Origin of the sequence: Actinobacillus porcinus, from assembly GCF_901764995.1 — a bacterium.
Lineage (GTDB): Bacteria > Pseudomonadota > Gammaproteobacteria > Enterobacterales > Pasteurellaceae > Exercitatus > Exercitatus porcinus.
In genome coordinates this window covers 20,500-42,005 of the sequence record NZ_CABFKI010000014.1, presented here as the reverse complement: position 1 = coordinate 42,005, position 21,506 = coordinate 20,500, and the positions used below count along the sequence as shown (strand labels likewise).

Below are 21,506 nucleotides of genomic sequence, written 5' to 3'. Positions count from 1 at the left end.
GAGAGAGCTTGTAGGGGCGAAATATTTTTCGCCCTAATATCCCAATAAGCTTTTGGGGCAAATGTGATTTGCCCCTACAGATAGTTATGCGCTATTGGTTTTATTGCCGCATAATACCGAAATATTGTAGGGACAGGCTTTATGCCTGTCCGTTGCTTGTCACATATTGTCTTTATGTGTTTTATTCCTGCGCATCTAAAAAACGTTCAGCATCTAAGGCGGCCATACAGCCTGTGCCTGCGGATGTGATGGCTTGGCGGTAGTTGTGATCCATGACGTCACCTGCCGCGAAAACGCCTTCTACAGAGGTTGCGGTTGCATTGCCGTCTAAACCTGATTTCACCACAATGTAGCCATTGTTGAGTTCAAGTTGATCTTTGAAGATTTCTGTATTTGGTGCATGGCCGATTGCCACAAATAAACCGTCAATTTTCACGTCTTCGGTAGCGTCTGATTTCGTGTCTTTCAAACGAACGCCGGTGACACCCATGTTATCGCCTAACACTTCATCTAAAGTGCGGTCGGTATGAAGAATGATTTTGCCTTCTTCCACTTTTTTCGCTAAACGACCAAGCAAGATTTTTTCCGCGCGGAAACTGTCGCGGCGGTGGATTAAATGCACTTCGCTGGCAATATTCGCTAAATAAAGTGCTTCTTCAACCGCGGTATTGCCGCCGCCAATGACCGCAACCGGTTTATTGCGATAGAAGAAACCATCACAGGTTGCGCAGGCAGAGACACCGCGACCTTTATAAGCTTCTTCGGAATCTAAGCCCAAGTAACGTGCGGATGCACCTGTAGCAATAATTAATGCATCGCAAGAAAAGGTTTGCATATCGCCATAAAGTTTGAATGGACGTGATGATAAATCGACACGATGGATATGATCGAAGATGATTTCGGTGTCAAATTTTTCTGCGTGTTGCAACATACGTTGCATTAATTCAGGGCCGGTTGTATCGCCAAAATCCCCCGGCCAGTTTTCAATTTCGGTGGTTGTCGTTAATTGACCGCCTTGTTGCAAACCTGTCACCAAAACCGGTTTTAAATTGGCGCGAGCGGCATAAATAGCGGCGGTATAACCGGCAGGGCCTGAACCTAAAATTAATAATTTGCTGTGTTTAATGTCTGACATTTTTGATCCTTTTATGTATTCGTTAACAATAAAGTGCGGTTGATTATAAGCGAGTTTTGATTAATAAAGTAGTGAATATAATAATCGGCGATACTTATTAGCCAACGGATCGCTACCCAAGGCACTTAAAATCGATAAAAATTGCTGTTTTACTTCGCCATTTTGCGCGCTGAGATCTTGGCGTAAAATGCCTAGCAGTAATTCCAAGGCTTCTTCGTTACGATTAGCTTGGTGTAATTGCAAGGCTAATTTTAAGGCAATTTCCGGCGTAGGATTTTTAGCATAATCCGCCTGTAATTGCTGAATTTCAGGGGTGTCTGCGGCTTTGATTAATAACTCAATTTGTGCCTGTAACCCTTGCCAGCGGCTATCGCGATCCTGCAAAGGAATTTTATTTAGAATCTCTTTCGCCGGTTCTGTTTTTTTCATGGCAATATAGGTTTCTGCGTAGAGCAACGCAATATCGCTATTTTTATGATCGGACAATTCCCACGAGTCTTTCAATAACGGTAAGGCTTGTTCATAGTCTTCTGCTTGCAAAAATTCTAAGGCAAGATTGAATTTTATCTCTTCTTCCTTCGGTAAAATTAAGCTTAAACGCTGTTGCAATTGCTCTTCGGGCAATTCGCTTTGGAAGGCGTCTAAGGCTTGGGCATCTTTAAATAAATAGGTGGTTGGCAAGGCTTGAATACGAAATTGCATCGCAATGCCACGTTCGGTTTCACAATTGACTTTGCCTAACACAAATTGCCCTTGGTATTTTTCCGCGTAATGGGTTAAAAGTGCGGTGAAATTCACAGAAGATTCGTGACTTGGTGCATAAAAAACTAAGACCAATGGAGTGTGTTGTGAGATCTGTAATGTTTCCGTAAGATTTTGTTCGTTGACTTCAATAAGATAGTTTTGCATAAGTTTCTCTGATAGATAAAAAGGTTAAGGGTAACTCGTATCATCTTACCCTTGTTTTTGTTACAATCCAACCCAACTTTAATGCAGACTTTATACCAAAAAGGAACAATTATGACAAATCCATTGCTTGAAAATACGATTCTTCCGGCATTTTCAAAAATTAAACCGGAGCATATTCAACCTGCCATTGAGCAGCTTATTAAAGAATGTCGCGAAACCACAGAACGCGTGGTAAATCAACCGCACTTTACCTGGGAAAATTTTTGTGAACCGCTTTCTGAAGTCAATGACCGTTTGCATAAAGCGTGGTCACCGGTGAGCCATTTAAATTCAGTAAAAAACAGTCCGGAGCTACGGGAAGCCCATCAAGCGTGCTTGCCTATGTTATCGGAATATGGCACTTGGGTTGGGCAACATCAAGGTTTGTATCAGGCAACATTGGCGTTAAAAAATAGCCCTGAATATGAGAATTACAGCGTGGCACAGAAAAAGGCCATTGAAAATAGTTTGCGTGATTTCGAGCTTTCAGGGATTTCATTGCCTGAAGAACAACAAAAACGCTATGGCGAAATTATGGCGCGTTTATCTGAACTCAGTTCGCAATTTAGTAACAATGTGCTTGATGCCACCATGGGGTGGGAAAAAATTATCACCGATGAAAATGCGTTAAAAGGTTTGCCTGAAAGTGCGCTACAAGCGGCAAAACAATCTGCAGAAAGTAAAGGCGTAGAGGGTTTTCGTTTTACCCTTGAATATCCAAGCTATATTCCCGTGATGACGTATTGTGAAAATCGTGAATTGCGTGAAGAAATGTACCGTGCTTTTGCCACACGCGCATCAGAACAAGGTCCGAATGCAGGGAAATGGGATAACACGGCAATTATGGAAGAAATTCTCAGTTTACGTGTTGAACTCGCAAAATTACTCGGCTTTGAACGTTATACCGATTATTCACTCGCCACTAAAATGGCAGAAAATCCAACACAAGTGTTAGATTTCTTAGAAAATCTTGCGGCGCGTTCAAAAGCGCAAGGTGAAAAAGAATTAGCGGAATTAGAGGATTTTTGTCAAATACAGTTTAATGTGACCGCACTTGAGCCTTGGGACATCACCTTTTACAGCGAAAAACAAAAACAAGCTTTGTATGCAATCAATGACGAAGAATTGCGCCCTTATTTCCCTGAAGAACGCGTATTGTCAGGGCTTTTTGAGTTAGTTAAACGTATTTTTAATATTCGCGCGGTAGAGCGTTTTAATGTGGATACGTATCACAAAGATGTCCGTTTCTTTGATTTAATCGATGAAACGAACGAAGTGCGTGGTAGTTTTTATTTGGATTTATATGCCCGTGAAAATAAACGTGGTGGCGCGTGGATGGATGATTGTGTTGGGCGTAAGCGAAAAGCACAAGGCAATATCCAAAAACCGGTGGCTTATTTAACTTGTAACTTTAATGCGCCGGTGGGTGATAAACCTGCGTTGTTTACGCATTATGAAGTGACCACGCTTTTCCATGAATTTGGTCACGGTATTCATCATATGTTAACTAAAGTGGATGTGGGTGATGTTTCAGGCATTAACGGTGTGCCTTGGGATGCGGTAGAATTGCCAAGCCAATTTATGGAAAACTGGTGTTGGGAAGAAGACGCACTTGCCTTTATTTCAGGGCATTTTGAAACAGGTGAGCCGTTACCAAAAGAAAAATTAGCTCAGTTAATGAAAGCGAAAAATTTCCAAGCGGCGATGTTTATTTTGCGTCAATTAGAATTTGGTTTGTTTGATTTCCGTTTGCATCATTATTATGACCCAACCCAACAAAATCAAATTTTAGACACCTTGAAAGCAGTGAAAAAAGACGTTGCCGTTATCAAAGGTGTGGATTGGGCAAGAACGCCACATAGTTTTAGCCATATTTTCGCAGGTGGCTACGCGGCAGGTTACTACAGCTATTTATGGGCAGAAGTACTTTCAGCAGACGCTTTCTCGCGTTTTGAAGAAGAAGGCATTTTCAATCCAGTCACAGGCAAATCATTCTTGGATGAGATCTTAACCCGTGGCGGTAGCGAAGAACCCATGGTGTTATTTGAACGTTTCCGTGGACGTAAACCGACTTTAGATGCCTTGTTGCGTCATAAAGGGATTGTGAATTAAGCATGAACAAAGTGGGCGAATAAGCCCACTTTTTTTCGATTAAAAGAAATGAATGACCACTAAAATCCATGCGATACTTAAAATTGGCCCTAATAATCCGATGACAACGCCACCTAAACGGAATTCAGATTGTTGAATAAGCCCTGTACTGAAAGCGATGGCGTTTGGTGGGGTCGAAACAGGCAAGAATAAAGCACAGGATGCGCTTAAACCAATCACTAATGGTAAAACCATTGGATTGACATCACCGCCGACCATGGTGAGTAAAGATACCCCCATTGGAATCAGAATGGTTGTAGCGGCGGTGTTACTCATAAAGTTAGATAAGATAACGGTTATGAAGGCAAATACAAACAGCAAACACATAAAGGTTAATTGGATATGACTGATTTTTTCCACAAAGTGCGTGGCGATTTGTTGTTCTTCAATAGCTAAGCCTAATGCCAAACCGCCCGCCACAAGCATTAAGGTATCCCAAGGTAATTGGCGGATATCTTTAGCATCTAATACCCCTAACATGGTCAAGCCTACAATAGGAATACCTGATGCGGCAGCAACAGGAATACCAATCCATTTGGACGTTAACCAACAAAATAAAGTTATGGCTAAAATAATGAGAACGATCGCTTTATGTAAACTTTCTACGCGGTTAGTGTGGGCGGATGGGGCTTGGGCCAGAAAATCAAAGTTGAGATTATCTTCTTGTTTAATATGATATTTTTTGACTAATACGTACCAAAATATTAACAACAAAACTAACGCTAATGGTGTGCCTGCAATCATCCATTCTAAAAAGGAAATCGGGTAGCCCAGTTTTTCTAATGCGCCAACGGCAATGGCATTTGGGGCAGAACCAATAATGGTGCCAATACCGCCTACGGATGCTGCCGCAGGAATCCCCAATAACAAGGCTTTGGCAAGGTTGGATTCTTTATTTAAGCGGGTAAATAACGGGCTAATGGTGGCGATCATCATGGCCGTGGTAGCGGTATTACTCATCAGCATGGACATAAGTGCGGTAACGAGCATTAATCCCCATAAAACATGGACAGGGTTGTTTCCGAATTTAGGCAAAACAGCTTTTAATAGCATCAGATCGAGCTTTGTTTTTTTCATGGCTTCTGCTAAAAAGAAACCACCTAAAAATAACCAAATCACGCTATCCGACCACGTTTGTAAATACTGAATAGCATCGTGGGCTTCACTTTTTCCCATGACTAAAACGAGAAAACCCACGATTAAAATGCTCACAGAAAATGGCGGGATTGCTTCCGTTACCCATAAGCTGATGGCTAAAAAGAGTAAGAAAAGAACGGAATTTTGAATTTTGGTGAAGCTAGGATCGGATAAAAATAGCGTCATTCCGATTGAAAAAAGGATAGAAAAGAAAAAAGCGAGAACATTTTTCTTTTTAATTAACTCAAAACTTCCCGTTAATAAACTTCGCGTTTCTAACATGATTTAATACTCCAATAACAAGAATGTTGTCTGAAATAATGCTATCAAAAAGTATTGAGTAATTCTGTGATCTGACTCAAAAAATTTAAATTTTTAGGGGGTGTTTGTCTGTGAATAGATGGATTTCTTCGTTTTTTATATTCCCCACATGACACTGAACAAAAGCGCAATTTGTAGAAAACCTTTGTCTTCTCTCTTCTTTCTCTTTACAATCACGTCAACTAAAGAACTTGCTAGGAAAGAAGATGTTTATTGTAGATAGTCATTGCCATTTAGATGCCTTGGATTATGAGAAATTACACGAAAATGTAGATGATGTGGTGGAAAAAGCCCGTTTGCGTGGCGTGCGTCATTTGTTGAATATTGGTGTGACATTAAGCCGTTTTGAAAAACAACGCGATATGTTGGCACATCTGGATAATGTGTCTTTAGCTTGCGGTGTTCATCCTTTGGATTTAGAAGATGAACCCTATGATCATCAGCGTTTATTGACGTTAGCTGCACACCCCAAAGTGGTGGCGATTGGCGAAATTGGCTTGGATTATTATTACAGTGCGGAAAATAAGGCGTTGCAACAAAGCGTATTTTCCCAACAAATTCAAGCGGCGAATCAATTGAATAAGCCAGTGATTATTCATACGCGAGAAGCGGGGGAGGATACCATTGCGTTGTTGCGGGAAAATCAAGCGGAAAAGTGCGGTGGCGTTATTCATTGTTTTACAGAAACCATGGCATTTGCCGAAAAAGCCTTAGAACTGGGTTTTTACATTTCTTGCTCAGGTATTGTGACCTTTAAAAATGCGGAAGATTTGCGCGATGTGATTCGTCAAGTACCGTTAGATCGTTTATTGGTGGAAACGGATAGTCCTTATCTGGCACCGGTGCCGTTCCGTGGCAAGGAAAATCAACCGGCTTATACGCGCGAAGTCTGTGAATATGTGGCAACCTTGAAAGGGGTGACCCCACAAGAGTTTGCCAAAATTACCACAGAAAACTTTGAGCGATTGTTTAAAATTCAAGTAAAATAGACCGCACTTTTTAATCAATTTAGGTGCATAAGGATACAAAATGCGTAAATTTATTAAATATTTTTTGATTATCGTGGTGGTGTTATTTCACGCGGTATTGTTTGCGGGGATTAACTTTGTTTTTCCCCATTATGAAACCACACACGTGACAGGTGTTGAAGTCAAACGTGTGGATAAAGACGGCCCGATTACAAAAGCGAACCCTGAAGATGGGCCTACACGTGATGTGTATTATATTTATACGCAACGTACAGGTGAGACACAACCAACGGTTTATCGTAATGAAGATACACGTTGGGCGTTTCCGTTTTATTTCAAATTTGATTCCGCCGTTCAGCAAGCGCGAGCATCAGGCTTTGAACAAAAACAAAAAAGGGTGGAAATCAAATATTACGGTTGGAATATGGTGATGTTTAATGAATTCCGTAATGTGATTTCAATGGAAGAAGTCACAGAAGATCAGGGTTCTCATCCGATTTTAAGCTGGATTTTCTATGCATTGGGTGTATTAACCCTGTTTTTCAGCATTCAGTTTATCCGCGGTTGGTTTGATAGCGAGGCGTAAATATGGGCTGGCTTGAACCGGTTTTGATTATTTTAATTTTAATTGCGATAAGTGCGTTGGTTTCTTCCGCAGAAATTTCCTTAGCGGGCGCGCGTAAGCTGAAGTTGCAGGCAATGGTCAATGAAGGCAATCAAACAGCTGAGCAGATTTTACGCTTGCAAGAACGACCGGGGCGTTTTATTACGGTGGTTCAAATTGGATTGAATATGGTTGCCGTACTTGCGGGGATGTTAGGGGAAAGTGCGCTAACGCCTTATGTTGAAGAAGGACTGCGCGCTTATGTGCCCGCCCCCATTTTAGCCGGCGTTGCCTCTTGGACATCTTTTGCGCTCGTGACCTTTTCCTTTATTTTAATCGCGGATTTAATCCCGAAACGCATTGCCATGAGCTATCCGGAAGCAACGGCGCTGAAAACCGTGAAGATTATGCAAGTCTGTATTTTCTTGCTAAGTCCATTAGTTTGGGTGTTTGACAGCATCGCCAATGGTATTTTTCGCTTATTGCGCATTTCTACGGTGCGAGAAGACAGTATGACGCCTGAAGATATTGTGGCCGTGGTGGAAGCCGGGGCTGAGTCGGGGGTGCTTAAAGCGCAAGAGCATTATTTGATTGAAAATATTTTTGATATGCAAGAGCGCACGGTGACCTCTACCATGACGACTCGCGAAAATATTGTGTTTTTAGACCGCACTTTTGATCGTGAAAAAGTCCTAGAAACTCTCGGTTCCGACAGCCATTCTAAATTACCTATTTGTGACGGTAGCTTGGATAAAATTTTAGGTTATGTGGAATCCCATGAATTGTTGACCATGTATCTAAAAGGCGAGAACAAAGTCTCTTTAACGGATACACGCTTGTTGCGCAAGCCTTTGTTTATTCCTGATACCTTGTCGCTGTACGAAGTGCTGGAATTATTTAAATCCGCAGGGGAGGATTTTGCGGTTATCGTGAATGAGTATGCGTTGGTGGTGGGGATTGTGACCTTAAACGATGTGATGAGCATTGTCATGGGCGAGCTGGTTTCGAGCGAAGAAGAGCAAATTGTTCGCCGCGATGAAACTTCCTGGCTCATTGATGGGGCAACACCCCTTGAAGATGTGATGCGTGCTTTGGATATTGAAGCCTTTCCTGATTGGGAAAACTATGAAACCATCGCTGGATTTATGATGTACATGCTACGCAAAATCCCGAAAAAAACCGATTTTGTGCTTTACGATAAATACAAATTTGAGATTATTGATACCGATAATTTTAAAATCGATCAATTAATGGTGTCCTTGCGTAACGATTAAGCCATTAATTATGCTCATCCTGTGTAGGTACGTTAACGTTTTGATGTGCTTGAAACTTCGATACCGTGACTACACAGGTTCGCTATTCAATTTGAGCAAATTCCAAAATTCCACTAAAATAGACCGCACTTTTGTCCTGTAATTTATCTCAAAAAAGGATTTCCAATGACCCAACCTCGTTTTGTACATTTACGTACGCATAGCGATTTTTCCATGATTGACGGTATTGCTAAGGTGAAACCGTTGGTGAAGGCTTGCGTGCAAGAAAATATGGTGGCGATGGGGTTGACGGATTTCACCAACTTTTGTGGCTTGGTGAAATTCTATGGGGAAACCTTAGGGGCCGGTGTAAAGCCGATTATTGGCGCGGATGTGTTGGTTAAAAGTGAGCTGTTGGGCGATGATCGCTTTGAACTGACGTTATTGGCAAAAAATGATGCCGGCTATAAAAATATTACCCTTTTACTTTCAAAGGCTTATCAGCGCGGTTATGATGATTTGCCTTATATTGACCAAGACTGGTTAATTGAACATCGCGAAGGCGTGATTATTCTCTCAGGCGGGCGTAAAGGTGATGTTGGACAGAAAATTCTGAAAGAGCATTGGGCGGATGTAGAAAGTGCGGTGCGTTTTTATCAAGAATATTTTGCGGATCATTTCTATTTAGCGTTGACGCGCGTGGGGCATAAAGACGAAGAAACCTATATTCAAGGCGCGTTAAAAATTGCTCGTCAATATGGGATTCCTGTTGTGGCTACCAATGATGTGATGTTCTTAAAATCCGATGATTTTGAGGCGCACGAAATTCGGGTTGCCATTCATGATGGCTATACCTTAGATGATCCAAAGCGTCCGCAACTTTATACGGATCAACAATATTTTCGTAGCGAGCAGGAAATGTGTGACTTGTTTGCCGATATTCCGAGCGCGTTGGAAAATACGGTGCTCATTGCTCAGCGTTGTAATGTAACCATTCGTCTAGGTACTTATTTCTTGCCGAAGTTCCCGACCGGCGATCTTTCTACGGAAGATTATTTGGTTGAAAAAGCCCGTGAAGGGTTGGAAGAACGTTTGGCGTTTTTATTCCCAGACCCTAAAGTGCGGTCGGAAAAACGTGAGATTTATGATGAGCGTTTGGAAACGGAATTGGGCGTGATTAACCAAATGGGCTTCCCGGGTTATTTCTTGATCGTGATGGAATTTATTCAATGGTCGAAAGATAATGGTGTGCCTGTTGGTCCGGGGCGCGGTTCTGGCGCAGGTTCGTTAGTGGCTTATGCCTTAAAAATTACCGACTTAGATCCCCTTGAATTTGATTTGCTTTTTGAGCGTTTCTTGAACCCGGAACGTGTCTCAATGCCTGACTTTGACGTGGACTTTTGTATGGAAGGGCGTGACCGCGTGATTGAACACGTGGCGGAAACCTATGGGCGCGGCGCGGTATCACAAATTATTACCTTTGGTACGATGGCGGCAAAAGCGGTAATTCGTGATGTGGGGCGTGTATTGGGACATCCTTACGGCTTTGTGGATCGTATTTCAAAACTGGTGCCGCCTGATCCGGGGATGACCTTGGCGAAAGCCTTTGAGATGGAACCAAAGCTACAAGAAGCTTACGACAGCGATGAAGAAGTCAAAGCCTTGATTGATATGGCGCGTAAACTGGAAGGGGTTACGCGTAATGCAGGGAAACACGCGGGTGGCGTGGTGATTTCGCCAACGTTGATTACCGATTTTTCGCCTTTATATTGCGATAGCGAAGGTAAACACCCTGTGACACATTTTGACAAAAATGATGTGGAATATGCGGGGTTGGTTAAATTTGACTTTTTGGGATTACGTACCTTAACTATTATTAAATGGGCATTGGAAATGATTAATGCGCGCATGGCTCGCGAAGGGAAACCTGAAGTGCGTATTGAAAGTATTCCTTTAGATGATCCTGATTCATTCCAAACCTTATTAAATGCAGAAACGACCGCGGTGTTCCAGCTGGAATCTCGCGGTATGAAAGATTTGATTAAGCGTCTGCAACCTGACTGTTTTGAAGATATTATCGCTTTGGTGGCATTATTCCGTCCCGGCCCGTTGGAATCGGGGATGGTGCAAAACTTCATTGACCGTAAACACGGACGCGAAGAAGTGGCCTATCCTGATTCGCAATATCAACACGCGTGCTTAAAACCGATTTTAGAGCCAACCTATGGGGTTATCGTTTATCAAGAACAGGTCATGCAAATTGCACAAGAACTGGCCGGTTACACGCTGGGGGGCGCGGATTTGTTGCGCCGTGCAATGGGTAAGAAAAAACCTGAAGAAATGGCAAAACAGCGTTCTGTGTTTGAAGAAGGGGCGATCAAAAAAGGTATTGATGGCGATCTTGCCATGAAAATTTTTGACTTGGTGGAAAAATTTGCGGGCTACGGATTTAATAAATCTCACTCCGCCGCTTACGCTCTTGTCTCTTATCAAACCCTTTGGCTGAAAACTCACTTTCCTGCCGAGTTTATGGCAGCGGTGATGACCTCCGAGATGGATAATGTGGAGAAAATCGTGGGTTTATATGATGAATGTCTGCGCATGGGATTAAAAGTCACGCCGCCTGATATTAATACAGGGAAACGTCCTTTTAGCGTTAATGAACAAGGGGAAATTGTTTATGGTATTGGCGCGATTAAAGGCGTGGGTGAAGGCCCAATTGATGCGTTGGTGACAGCCCGTCAAGAAGGGGGCATTTTCAAAGATTTATTTGATCTTTGCGCACGGGTAGATTTAAAACAAATCAACCGCCGAACCTTTGAAAATCTCATTAAATCCGGCGCCTTTGATAAGCTCGGTCCGCATCGTGCCGCTCTTGCCAAAAACCTTGAAGATGCGTTGCAATCTTCCAGCCAATTTGCCAAAAATGAAGAAATGGGGCAAGGCGATATGTTTGGGGTATTGACGGAAAGCCACGAAGAAGTGGAGCGCAAATATGCCAACACACCACGTTGGACAGAAAAACAACAATTAGAGGGCGAACGTGAAACCTTAGGCTTATACCTAAGCAATCACCCCATCAGCCCTTATTTAAAAGAACTCTCACATTACAGTGCTACGCGCTTAAAAGATTTGGTGCCCAACCGCCGTGGTGAAACCACCACAGTGAGTGGATTAGTCATTGCTTCGCGCTTTGCGGTCACCAAAAAAGGTAATCGCTTAGGTATAGCCACCTTGGAAGATCGTTCAGGAAAATTGGACATCACTCTATTTGGCGAAGCCCTTGAGCAATTTGGCGACAAATTACAAAAAGACAGCATTGTTATTGCCAAAGGGCAAGTGAGTTTTGATGATTTTAGCCAAGGCTTACGAATGTCTGCACGCGAACTCATTACGCTTGATGAAGCACGTACGCAATACGCCAAAAGTCTTGCCATCAGCCTAAAACAAGCGCAAATTACACCGCACTTTATCAAGCAATTTAAAGGCATTATTGAGCCGCATAGCGGTGGTGCATTGCCGATTAATATTTATTACGACAGTCCGCAAGGCCGTGCGCTGATTAAATTGGGCGTACAATGGTGCATTAAACCAACGGACGAATTGTTAACGGAACTCGTGGCTTTCTTAGGGGAAAGTGCGGTGGAATTGGAGTTCAGTTAAATGCAGCTTTCTTTACCGATTCAATCTCAAAATGACGAAACCTTAGCGAATTTTTATGGCGGTAATAATCTCTTGCTGCTCAATTCATTACGTCAAAATTTTACTGAACTAAAACAGCCGTTTTTCTATATTTGGGGCGCACAAGGTTGTGGCAAAAGCCATTTATTACGCGCGCTAACCAATCACTATTTTGCCGAAAATCGCACCGCACTTTATGTGCCATTGGATAAATCCGCCTATTTTTCGCCCGCGGTGCTGGATAATTTAGAGCAAAATGAATTGGTGTGTTTGGACAACCTTCAATGCGTACTTGGCGATAGTGAATGGGAATTAGCCTTGTTTGATCTATTCAACCGCATTAAAGAACGCGGCAATTGTTTGCTTGTGCTGAGTGCCGATCAATCCCCCAATGCCATTCAGGTGAATCTGCCCGATTTGGCTACACGTTTACGTTGGGGCGAAATTTACCAACTTTACGCCTTAGACGAACAACAAAAAATCACCGCACTCCAACAAAATGCCCGCGAGCGCGGTATTGAATTACCCGATGAAACCGCTAATTTTCTACTAAAACGCTTAGATCGCGATATGCACACCTTATTCAACACCTTAACGCAATTGGATAACGCTTCATTACAAGCACAACGAAAATTAACCATTCCGTTTGTGAAGGAAATATTGAAGTTGTAGGTAATATGATGTTGGGACAAAATAAAACCGCCATGGGGCGGTTTAACTTAAGCGTGTAATTCGTTGATAAGCTCTGGTTTGCATAGCCCTTGTTCCCACGAGCGGAGGATGGCAACTGAAATGCCAAGCTTTTCCGCAAATTTAGGCTGTGATAGTTTGGTGGCATGACGAGTTTCAACTATCGGTGAGACTTCAATTTGCGTTAAGCGTGCGCCTGTCAAGTCACCTTGTTTGACAAGTTCTAGGGTATCTCGTAGATCTTCGGCGTGTTCTGCCATTTCAGGATCATCTTCAATCACAGCCTGAACAATAGCTTCTATATTCCAATGTTTAGTTTTTTCTTGAATTTTTTGATGAATATTATCCATTTTTAGCTCCTGTTAATTGTTTCAAATCTTGGTTTGATAGGTTCTCTTTTTCATTTTTGGTGTAAATATCCATCATAATGACAACCCCATCTTCAAGTAAATTGAAGTAAATTACTCTCACTCCACCACGTTTACCTTTACCATTTGCCTGCTAACGGATTTTGCGTATTCCCTATATCTACAATCTTTCTTTTTCCCCACCCAAATCATCCAGTAAAAATGCAGTCAGTTTTGCTAGTTCACCTGTCATTAAAATAAAATCGGCATCAAAACGTTGGGCAAAATCTTCTTTGAGAATATCATCATTTTTTTCACGAATTTGATCGGCAAATTTTAAGCGTTTTAATGAACCGTCATCACAGAACACAAAACTTAAATGTTCGTCCCAATCTAATGCTAACTTGGTGATAAGCTTGCCTTTTTCTAAATGCGATAAAATTTCTTCGCTTTCCAACGGTTGGTTTTTACAACGAATAATGCCTTTATCATCCGCTGCCTTGAGTTCGCCTTCTTCAAGTGCGGTTAAATATTGCGGAAGATGATTTTGTGCAATCCAATTGGTCATTGCCAAGGCGGGTTCAACGGCAAACGCAAGAGGAACCACTGGCAATGATCCTAAGGATTTACGCAGCAATGCTAGGGCGTCTTCGGCACGTTTGCTGGCGGCTGCATCCACATAAATCAGGTTGGTTTCCGTATTGATCCAAATCGCCGTTTGCTGATTTTTACTGAACGCTCGTGGCAATAACATGGCAATCACATCATCTTTTAAGGCTTGTTTTTCAGTTTTCTTTAATTTTCTCGCTTCTTTTTCTTCCAGTTGGCGCACGCGTTCATCCAATTCGGCTTTGATCACGTGGCTCGGCAATATTTTTTCTTCTTTATGTGCCACCAGTAGGATTTGTTTGCCCACAGAAAAATGTAATAACTCAGAACCGCGTAAAGGCGATGTCCATCCAAATTTACTCATATCTGATTGATTACAAGGAAAATATTGATGTTGAGCGAGTTGATTTTGTAAATCTGACCAATCCAACTCTTTGGTTAAACGATAAATGAGCGTATTTTTAAACCAGTACATTGGCATTCCTTTTGATTAAACGTAAAATGTTGCTCTATTCTAATCCATTTCAAGGAAAAAATATGCAACAGAAATCCATTTGTTTTATCGGTGGTGGCAATATGGCGCAGGCAATTGTGTTCGGCTTGTTGAAAAAAGGCTATGCTGCTCATTTGATTACAGTTTGTGATCGTAATGAAAGCAAAAGAAAATTATTTGCTGAGCAGGGCGTTGATACTACAACGGATGCCGCTCAAGGGGCGATGCAAGCGGAAGTAGTGGTTTTAGCAGTGAAACCTCAAGGGGCGGCGGAAACTTGCGCGACCTTAAGTGCGGTGGATTTTAGCGATAAATTAGTGATTTCCATTATGGCAGCCGTTTCAACCCAACGATTAACCGCACTTTTACCCACAGCGCAAAATATTGTACGCGTGATGCCCAATACACCGTCATTGGTGTCAGAAGGTATGGCCGGGTTATTTGCTCAATCATCCGTACCGGCTTCGCTTAAATTGTTTGCGGAAAGTCTGTTAAATGCAGTGGGCAAAACCTGTTGGGTTAACCTTGAACATGATATGCATACCGTGACAGCGGCTTCAGGCTCAAGCCCTGCGTATTTTTTCTTATTTATGGAAGCGATGCAAAATGCTTTGTTAACTATGGGGTTAACGGAAAAGCAAGCGCGCGAACTTATTCAGCAATCTGCTTTAGGTGCCGCTAAAATGGTGGTGGAAAATCCACAATTAGATTTTGCAACTTTGCGCGAAAATGTGACCTCAAAAGGTGGCACAACAGCGGCAGCATTAGCGGTATTCAATGAGAAAAATTTAATGGAAACTGTTGAACAGGCTATGCAGGCTTGTGTGGCAAGATCAAAAGAAATGGAAGCATTGTTTTAGCTTATCTCAGAAATGCAAAGATCCCATATTATCGGGATCCTTGCATTTAAATTATGCGAATTGCTTTCTATTTTTTAGAATTATTTCGCTTGAGTTTGTTCTTTTCCATAGTTAGGGTGATGAGGTCCAATTAGGATACCGCCATTTTTACCATTGTAAACTAAATCGCTCATTGCTGCTGCGGCAACGGTATAACCTTTATCTTTAGATGTATCAATGATTTGGCTAATGGCTGCTTTCAATAATGCGGTTAATGCGCCATCATTTTGATTTGTTGTTCCTTCAGAATAACGTCCAGTGCCTTCCCAAAGTGTTTTACCATTGCGTAAATCAACTAATTTACCTTCTAATTCAACAGTAGTTACGCTATCGAAGAGTTTATAGCTTGTACCATATTCATTGACATTGATATATAAAATAGCGTCAGCACCAAAAATTTCGTGGATTTTATTTAATTGTGCACTACGGATCATATTTCCATCGGTTAGACCGTTTTGTTTAAAAACTTCATCCACTAATGCTACTGGATAAACATAGTACCCTTTTTCACCTAAAGGATAACTTGCGCGAGCAAGTACACTCGTATCCGCTTTTGCATCAACTGAATTATTGACTGGCGCAACAACTAAAATAGATTTCGGCTTACTTAATTTAAATTCCGTATAATCGTAAGGTGTTGCAGGTTTATGCGCACAACCCGCCAATAACATTAAACTTGCAAGAGTAATCAATAATTTTTTCATCATTTTTTCCTTATTTTTTACGTTGTAAGTAATCTACGAATGTTGCACTATCTGGGTGAATACGTTTTTCTTCTTGCAACGCCGCGTTGGCTTCAGCGCGTTTTCCTTGTTTAAGTAAAACCAATCCTAAATGACCATAGACACCTGGGGCAACGACTTTATTTTGATTTTTGGCATCACTAATAATTTGATTTAAAGCGGCTTCTTGTTTGCCGTAATCCCCTTCTTCGTTATAGTAAGAATAAACGACATCAGAATAGTTACCCCAATAATACAAGTCATTATTCGGTTTTGATGAACAGGCGGCTAATAATGTTGCACCTAACAATAAAGATAATAATTTAATTTTCTTCATGATTACTCCTTAGTTTGATGGTGTCCAGCTACCATTTTCAATGCCATTAACGAGATTGTTTACTGCTTCACGAATTGCTAAATCTAATACTTTTCCATTCAATGTAGCATCATAGCCGGCAGTTCCACCAAAGCCTAAAACTTCGCGATTGGATAGGTTGTATTCGCCAGCACCTTGAACCGAATAAACGACTTCAGATGTATTCACATTGACAACATTTAAGGTCACTTTAGCATAAGCAATTTGTGATTTACCACGACCTAAAATACCAAATAATTGGTTATCGCCAACAGTTTTACGTCCAAATTCAGTGACATCACCTGTAATCACATAGCTAGCACCTTTTAGCGTTTGTTTTTTCCCTTTAATTTTGGCTTCAGAAGCAATTTCAGTCATATTGGTACGATCAACAACTGAAAAACGTCCGGTTTGTTGCAGATGCGCCACTAAGATGGTTTTAGATTGATTGCCTAACTGATCTTGGCTATCTGAAAATACGCCGTTTTGGAAGCTCGATTTGTTATCGAATTTTCCAACGGAAATCACAGATTTGACGCCTTTATATGTGCTCGCAGTCGCTGCCGCTTGTGTCGCTGTTGGTGCTACCACATGTGAACTTTCGGTTGCACAACCGCTTAAACCGATTGCTGTCGCACATAATGTTGCAATAAGTAACTTCTTCATTTTTTACTCCTTACGTTGTTTACTTTAAAACTAAATATTTCTATTACAACCTTTATTTTTGTTTGTAATTACTCAAGAACCGCGAGAATTTGCCTAAGGCATCTTCTAGGGTGCTGATATGCGGTAAGAACACTAAACGGAAGTGATCGGGGGCATGCCAGTTAAATCCTCGCCCATGAACCAATAACACCTTCTCTTGACGCAATAAATCCAGTACTAATTTTTCATCGTCATAAATACCGAATTTTTCAATGTCAATTTTCGGGAACATATAAAGCGCGCCTTTGGGTTTGATGCAACTGATGCCCGGAATTTGGTTAAGTAAATCATAAGCACGTTGACGTTGTTCATAGAGACGACCGCCCGGCACAATGAGTTCATTAATGCTTTGATAGCCACCTAAGGCAGTTTGAATGGCATGTTGCATCGGCACATTGGCACACAAACGCATAGACGCGAGCATATTTAAGCCTTCAATATAACCTTGTGCTTTGTCTTTTGGCCCATTTAAGATCATCCAGCCTTGACGGAAACCGCAGATGCGATAGGCTTTGGAAAGACCGTTAAAGGTGACGGTTAAAAGATCGGGTGCAATGGCGGCGATGTGATGGTGAACTGCACCGTCATATAAAATCTTGTCGTAAATTTCATCGGCAAAAATAATTAAACCGTGTTCTCTGGCAATATCCGCGATTTGTTCCAGTAAATCTTTACTGTAAACAGCACCTGTCGGGTTGTTTGGGTTGATGATCACAATCCCTTTGGTGCGAGAGGTAATTTTGCTTTTGATATCCTCAATAGACGGGAACCAGTCAGAAGCTTCATCACATAAATAATGTACGGCTTTTCCGCCAGAAAGGGTGACGGCGGCGGTCCAAAGTGGATAATCAGGCATGGGCACTAACACTTCATCATCATTATTGAGCAATGCCTGCATGGACATGGTAATTAATTCTGATGCCCCATTGCCAATATATACATCATTTACCGTTGAGCCATGAATGCCCTTAGATTGGTAATATTGCACCACTGCTTTGCGAGCAGAATATAAACCTTTTGAATCGCAATAGCCCTGTGAGGTTGCCATATTGCGAATAATATCTACCATAATTTCATCGGGGGCTTCAAAACCAAAAGGCGCAGTGTTACCAATGTTTAATTTCAGGATTTTATTGCCTTCTTCTTCAAGGCGTAATGCTTCTTGATGGACTGGACCACGAATGTCATAGCAAACGTGTTCTAACTTATCGGATTTAGGAAAATAATTCATGTTGCTTTCCTTGTTTTTTGACCAAAGATAAATAGACGAAGCGTCAATTTACGAAAAATTAACCGCACTTTACCCTTATTTTTAACAGAATAAAAGATTTACTAAAAATTTTTTTTGAATTGGGGTAAAATGCAGAACAATTTTTGTCAGGAATTTATGAACTAAATGATGTTTGAGTTACTTGCTGAAAAAGTGAAATCTCACCAAATTGATACACAATCGCCGATGATTACTGCATTTCGTTTTGAAATGGCAGAATTTGGTGCGCTTTTAGCATGGCTTAAAGCACAGCATTTGTTTCCGCAATATTATTTAAATTTCCGTGATAGTGACAATAAAATAGCGGCATTGGGAAAAGTGCGGTCGTTTGGGGATGAGATTTCGGCGCAACAATTTATTGAACAGACTCAACAGCCTTTAATTGGCGGGCTAACCTTTGATAAAAAAGGGCATTTTTGGTTGCCCCGTTTGTTGATTGAACAACAAAAACATCAGGTGGTGATTTCTGTTTTTATGGATAATCAAGCAGACTTGGCGCAAGAAAAACAGCAGGCATTAAATGTTATTCAGACATTAACGCATTTTGCGGAACTTGAGCCGTTAAATTCTCAAGCGCGTTTGGTTTCTCAAAAGGCTAATCAAGAAGTATGGTGCCATTGGGTTGAACAGGCATTAAGGGCTATTGAGCAGGGCGAATTAAATAAAGTCGTGTTGGCGAATGAAAGTTTGTTTGAAAGTGCGCAACCCATTAATGCTAAAGATTTTCTTGCGGAAAGTGAAAAGCAAAATACAGGTTGTTATCATTTTTTGTATGCGGAAACCCCGGAAAGTACTTTTGTTGGGTCAACGCCTGAACGTTTATTTGAACGCAGTGGTGTTCAAGTCAAAACGGAAGCTTTAGCGGGTACGGCGTTAATGTCTGATGATGTGCAACAAAATCAAGCGCAAGCAGATTGGTTGTTGCATGATCAAAAAAATGATGATGAAAATTGGCTTGTGGTCAAAGATATTTGCGATAATTTGCAGGAATTCGTGAGTCATATTCAAGTGGGGGATGTGGAACTTAAACAGCTTCGCCGCGTTCAACACTTGCGCCGCTGTATTCAAGCAGAGTTGAAGCCGTCTTTTGCCGATGCCGCTTGTTTACACGCCATTCATCCTACGGCAGCGGTGTCTGGTTTACCGCAACAAAATGCGTTGGCATTTTTACAAAAAACAGAAAATTTTGACCGCACTTGGTACGCAGGAACGTTGGGAATGATGACTCAATCCCATGGGGAATTTTGCGTGACCATTCGTTGCGCGTTTATTGAACAAAATAATATTCGGATTTTTGCCGGCGCTGGCATTGTTGCGGGTTCAATTCCCTTATTAGAATGGCAGGAAATTGAGCGCAAGGCATCCGGGCTAGTGACTTTATTAGGCACAGGAAAGTAGAATTAGGTAAGTAAACCTAATGAGTGGAATCCTAAGTAGTGGAATAATGGAGAGCAATATGTCAATCAGCACCTTTAACCGTTGTTGGTCGAAAGTGATTTTAGAAACGTTAACACGTCATGGCGTTAAGCATGTTTGTATTGCGCCCGGTTCACGTTCGACCCCGTTAACGCTCGAAGCTGTGCGTTTGCAATCTCAACAAAAAGTACAATGCCACACGCATTTTGATGAACGTGGTTTAGGTTTTTTGGCTTTAGGTTTAGCAAAATCCTCTCAGTCCCCCGTAGCGATTATTGTGACATCAGGGACTGCGGTGGCGAATTTATATCCTGCCGTGATTGAAGCGCGTCAAAGTGCGGTGAATTTAATTGTGATTTCTGCTGATCGTCCGGCGGAATTATTAGAATGTGGGGCAAATCAGGCGATCCTGCAAGAAAATATGTTCGGCGTTTATCCTGTCGTGACATTGAATTTACCTAAACCGCAGCAAGATTACGCCGCAAAATGGTTAATTTCAACGATTGAGCAAGCTTGTTATCAACAAGCTGAGCAAAATGGGGTGATTCATATTAATGCGCCTTTTGCGGAGCCTTTGTATGATGCAGATGTGGAGCATATCGATACGCATCCTTGGCTTGCGCCAATTCAACGTTGGTTAAGCCAACATCAACCTTGGATAAAACATCAAACGCCACAACAAGAAGTGATGGTTCACGAGCATTGGGACAGTTGGCGAACCAAACGTGGCGTATTAGTGGTCGGAAAATTGCCACAGGGTCATGGAATGGGGATCAAGGCTTGGGCAGAAACCATGGGCTGGGTGATGTTAACGGATATTCAATCCGGGGTTGAGCCAAACTTGCCTTATGCGGATATTTGGCTTGCCAATAAAACCGTGCGTGAAAAATTATTGCAAGCGGATTTGGTGATTCAACTGGGTTCACGTTTTGTGAGTAAACGCATCAATCAATTTTTGCAGGATTTCCAAGGCGAATATTGGGTGGTGGATGAAAGTGATTCCCGAGTCGATCCTTACCATCATACGCAAACGCGTTTTATCGCGAAAGCGCACCATTGGTTACGCGCACACCCGCCATTACGCCAAAAACCTTGGTTGTTAGAACCGTTAGCGCTTTCCAATTTCTGTGCCACCTTTATTGAACAGCAAGTCGGTGGTGGATTAAATGAAGCTTCTTTAGCACATCATATCGGACGTTTATTGCCTAAAAACTGCGCGTTATTCTTGGGTAATAGCTTATTTGTTCGGTTGGTGGATGCATTAACGAAGTTGCCTGAAACTTATCCTGTTTACACGAACCGCGGTGCAAGCGGTATTGATGGGTTGATTGCCACGATTGCCGGCGTAGGCATTGGCTCAAATCAACCGGTCGCTGCCGTGATCGGTGATACGTCCGCGTTGCATGATTTGAATTCCTTGGCGTTATTGAGAAAAGTAACGCAGCCAACGGTGTTATTTGTGGTGAACAATAACGGTGGGGCGATTTTTGATATGTTGCCGGTGAGCGCAGATGTCAAAAATGCTTATTATCGTATGCCGCATCATTTAGATTTTTCAGAAGCCGCTGCGATGTTTGAGCTGAAATATGCTCGACCTTATACTTGGGCTGATTTAGGGCAGGCATTAAAACTTGCCTATGCTCGTAAAGAAACGACCATTATTGAAATTAAAGTTAGCCCAAGTGATGGGGCAAATGTTTATAAAGGCTTAATTGAACAAATTAGTCAAGCCGTGATTGGCGCGTAAATGAGAAAGTGTGGTTATTAATGAACGATTTTAGCATTCATTAGTCCAACCAACC

General features: G+C 41.8%; 18 protein-coding genes. 9 read left to right on the top strand and 9 right to left on the bottom strand.

The annotated features are described in order from the left end of the window. Positions 1-181: 181 nt before the first annotated feature. Together trxB and E7T07_RS09615 are read right to left on the bottom strand one after the other, a co-directional pair. Positions 182-1,135: a thioredoxin-disulfide reductase gene (trxB, locus tag E7T07_RS09620; RefSeq protein WP_135710930.1), complete on the bottom strand. Its 954-nt coding sequence runs from the start codon at positions 1,133-1,135 to the stop codon at positions 182-184. Positions 1,136-1,195: 60 nt separating this feature from the next. Next, complete coding sequence (locus E7T07_RS09615; protein ID WP_135710929.1) at positions 1,196-2,044, bottom strand: co-chaperone YbbN; 849 nt, start codon at positions 2,042-2,044, stop codon at positions 1,196-1,198. Positions 2,045-2,155: 111 nt separating this feature from the next. On the opposite strand from E7T07_RS09615, the gene prlC reads away from it, so the two are divergent. Then, positions 2,156-4,195, top strand: a complete 2,040-nt coding sequence (prlC, locus tag E7T07_RS09610) for an oligopeptidase A (RefSeq protein ID WP_135710928.1) — start codon at positions 2,156-2,158, stop codon at positions 4,193-4,195. Positions 4,196-4,234: 39 nt separating this feature from the next. Here prlC and E7T07_RS09605 read toward each other — a convergent pair whose 3' ends face one another. Beyond that, positions 4,235-5,653 carry an SLC13 family permease gene (locus E7T07_RS09605; RefSeq protein WP_135710927.1) on the bottom strand — a complete coding sequence of 473 codons (1,419 nt, stop codon included), beginning with the start codon at positions 5,651-5,653 and terminating at the stop codon, positions 4,235-4,237. 245 nt (positions 5,654-5,898) lie between these two features. On the opposite strand from E7T07_RS09605, the gene E7T07_RS09600 reads away from it, so the two are divergent. From E7T07_RS09600 to hda, 5 genes are all read left to right on the top strand, one after another. After that, on the top strand, positions 5,899-6,681 hold the full coding sequence (locus E7T07_RS09600; RefSeq protein ID WP_135710926.1) for a TatD family hydrolase: 783 nt from the start codon (positions 5,899-5,901) through the stop codon (positions 6,679-6,681). A gap of 40 nt (positions 6,682-6,721) precedes the next feature. Beyond that, positions 6,722-7,246, top strand: a complete 525-nt coding sequence (locus E7T07_RS09595) for a DUF1523 family protein (RefSeq protein WP_135710925.1) — start codon at positions 6,722-6,724, stop codon at positions 7,244-7,246. Between the two features lie 2 nt (positions 7,247-7,248). Then, positions 7,249-8,538 carry a polyamine export protein PaeA gene (gene paeA / locus E7T07_RS09590; protein ID WP_135710924.1) on the top strand — a complete coding sequence of 430 codons (1,290 nt, stop codon included), beginning with the start codon at positions 7,249-7,251 and terminating at the stop codon, positions 8,536-8,538. Between the two features lie 165 nt (positions 8,539-8,703). Then, positions 8,704-12,180, top strand: a complete 3,477-nt coding sequence (gene dnaE, locus E7T07_RS09585; RefSeq protein ID WP_135710923.1) for a DNA polymerase III subunit alpha — start codon at positions 8,704-8,706, stop codon at positions 12,178-12,180. Next, positions 12,181-12,870 carry a DnaA inactivator Hda gene (gene hda / locus E7T07_RS09580; protein WP_135710922.1) on the top strand — a complete coding sequence of 230 codons (690 nt, stop codon included), beginning with the start codon at positions 12,181-12,183 and terminating at the stop codon, positions 12,868-12,870. 47 nt (positions 12,871-12,917) lie between these two features. Here hda and E7T07_RS09575 read toward each other — a convergent pair whose 3' ends face one another. Next, positions 12,918-13,238 (bottom strand): helix-turn-helix domain-containing protein, encoded by a 321-nt coding sequence (locus E7T07_RS09575; RefSeq protein ID WP_135710921.1) that lies wholly within the window; start codon positions 13,236-13,238, stop codon positions 12,918-12,920. Between the two features lie 178 nt (positions 13,239-13,416). Further along, a complete protein-coding gene (gene rdgC, locus E7T07_RS09570) occupies positions 13,417-14,319 on the bottom strand; it encodes a recombination-associated protein RdgC (RefSeq protein WP_135710920.1) in 903 nt (300 codons plus the stop codon). A 62-nt stretch (positions 14,320-14,381) separates the two neighbouring features. Between rdgC and proC the strand changes: the two genes are divergently transcribed. After that, positions 14,382-15,197 carry a pyrroline-5-carboxylate reductase gene (gene proC / locus E7T07_RS09565; protein WP_135710919.1) on the top strand — a complete coding sequence of 272 codons (816 nt, stop codon included), beginning with the start codon at positions 14,382-14,384 and terminating at the stop codon, positions 15,195-15,197. Positions 15,198-15,277: 80 nt separating this feature from the next. Here proC and E7T07_RS09560 read toward each other — a convergent pair whose 3' ends face one another. From E7T07_RS09560 to E7T07_RS09545, 4 genes are read right to left on the bottom strand one after another with little or no spacing between them, the layout of a single operon-like run. Continuing rightward, entirely contained in the window at positions 15,278-15,940 is a 663-nt protein-coding gene (locus E7T07_RS09560; RefSeq protein WP_135710918.1) for a DUF799 domain-containing protein, read from the bottom strand. Between the two features lie 10 nt (positions 15,941-15,950). Then, complete coding sequence (locus E7T07_RS09555; protein ID WP_135710917.1) at positions 15,951-16,295, bottom strand: DUF4810 domain-containing protein; 345 nt, start codon at positions 16,293-16,295, stop codon at positions 15,951-15,953. A gap of 9 nt (positions 16,296-16,304) precedes the next feature. Further along, positions 16,305-16,979 carry a CsgG/HfaB family protein gene (locus E7T07_RS09550; protein WP_135710916.1) on the bottom strand — a complete coding sequence of 225 codons (675 nt, stop codon included), beginning with the start codon at positions 16,977-16,979 and terminating at the stop codon, positions 16,305-16,307. Positions 16,980-17,031: 52 nt separating this feature from the next. Then, complete coding sequence (locus E7T07_RS09545) at positions 17,032-18,249, bottom strand: pyridoxal phosphate-dependent aminotransferase (RefSeq protein WP_135710915.1); 1,218 nt, start codon at positions 18,247-18,249, stop codon at positions 17,032-17,034. A 165-nt stretch (positions 18,250-18,414) separates the two neighbouring features. On the opposite strand from E7T07_RS09545, the gene E7T07_RS09540 reads away from it, so the two are divergent. Next, positions 18,415-19,686, top strand: coding sequence for an isochorismate synthase (locus tag E7T07_RS09540; protein WP_246046219.1), 1,272 nt, complete (start codon positions 18,415-18,417; stop codon positions 19,684-19,686). A 58-nt stretch (positions 19,687-19,744) separates the two neighbouring features. Further along, positions 19,745-21,451 (top strand): 2-succinyl-5-enolpyruvyl-6-hydroxy-3-cyclohexene-1-carboxylic-acid synthase, encoded by a 1,707-nt coding sequence (menD, locus tag E7T07_RS09535; protein ID WP_135710914.1) that lies wholly within the window; start codon positions 19,745-19,747, stop codon positions 21,449-21,451. The last annotated feature ends 55 nt before the right edge of the window (positions 21,452-21,506 follow it).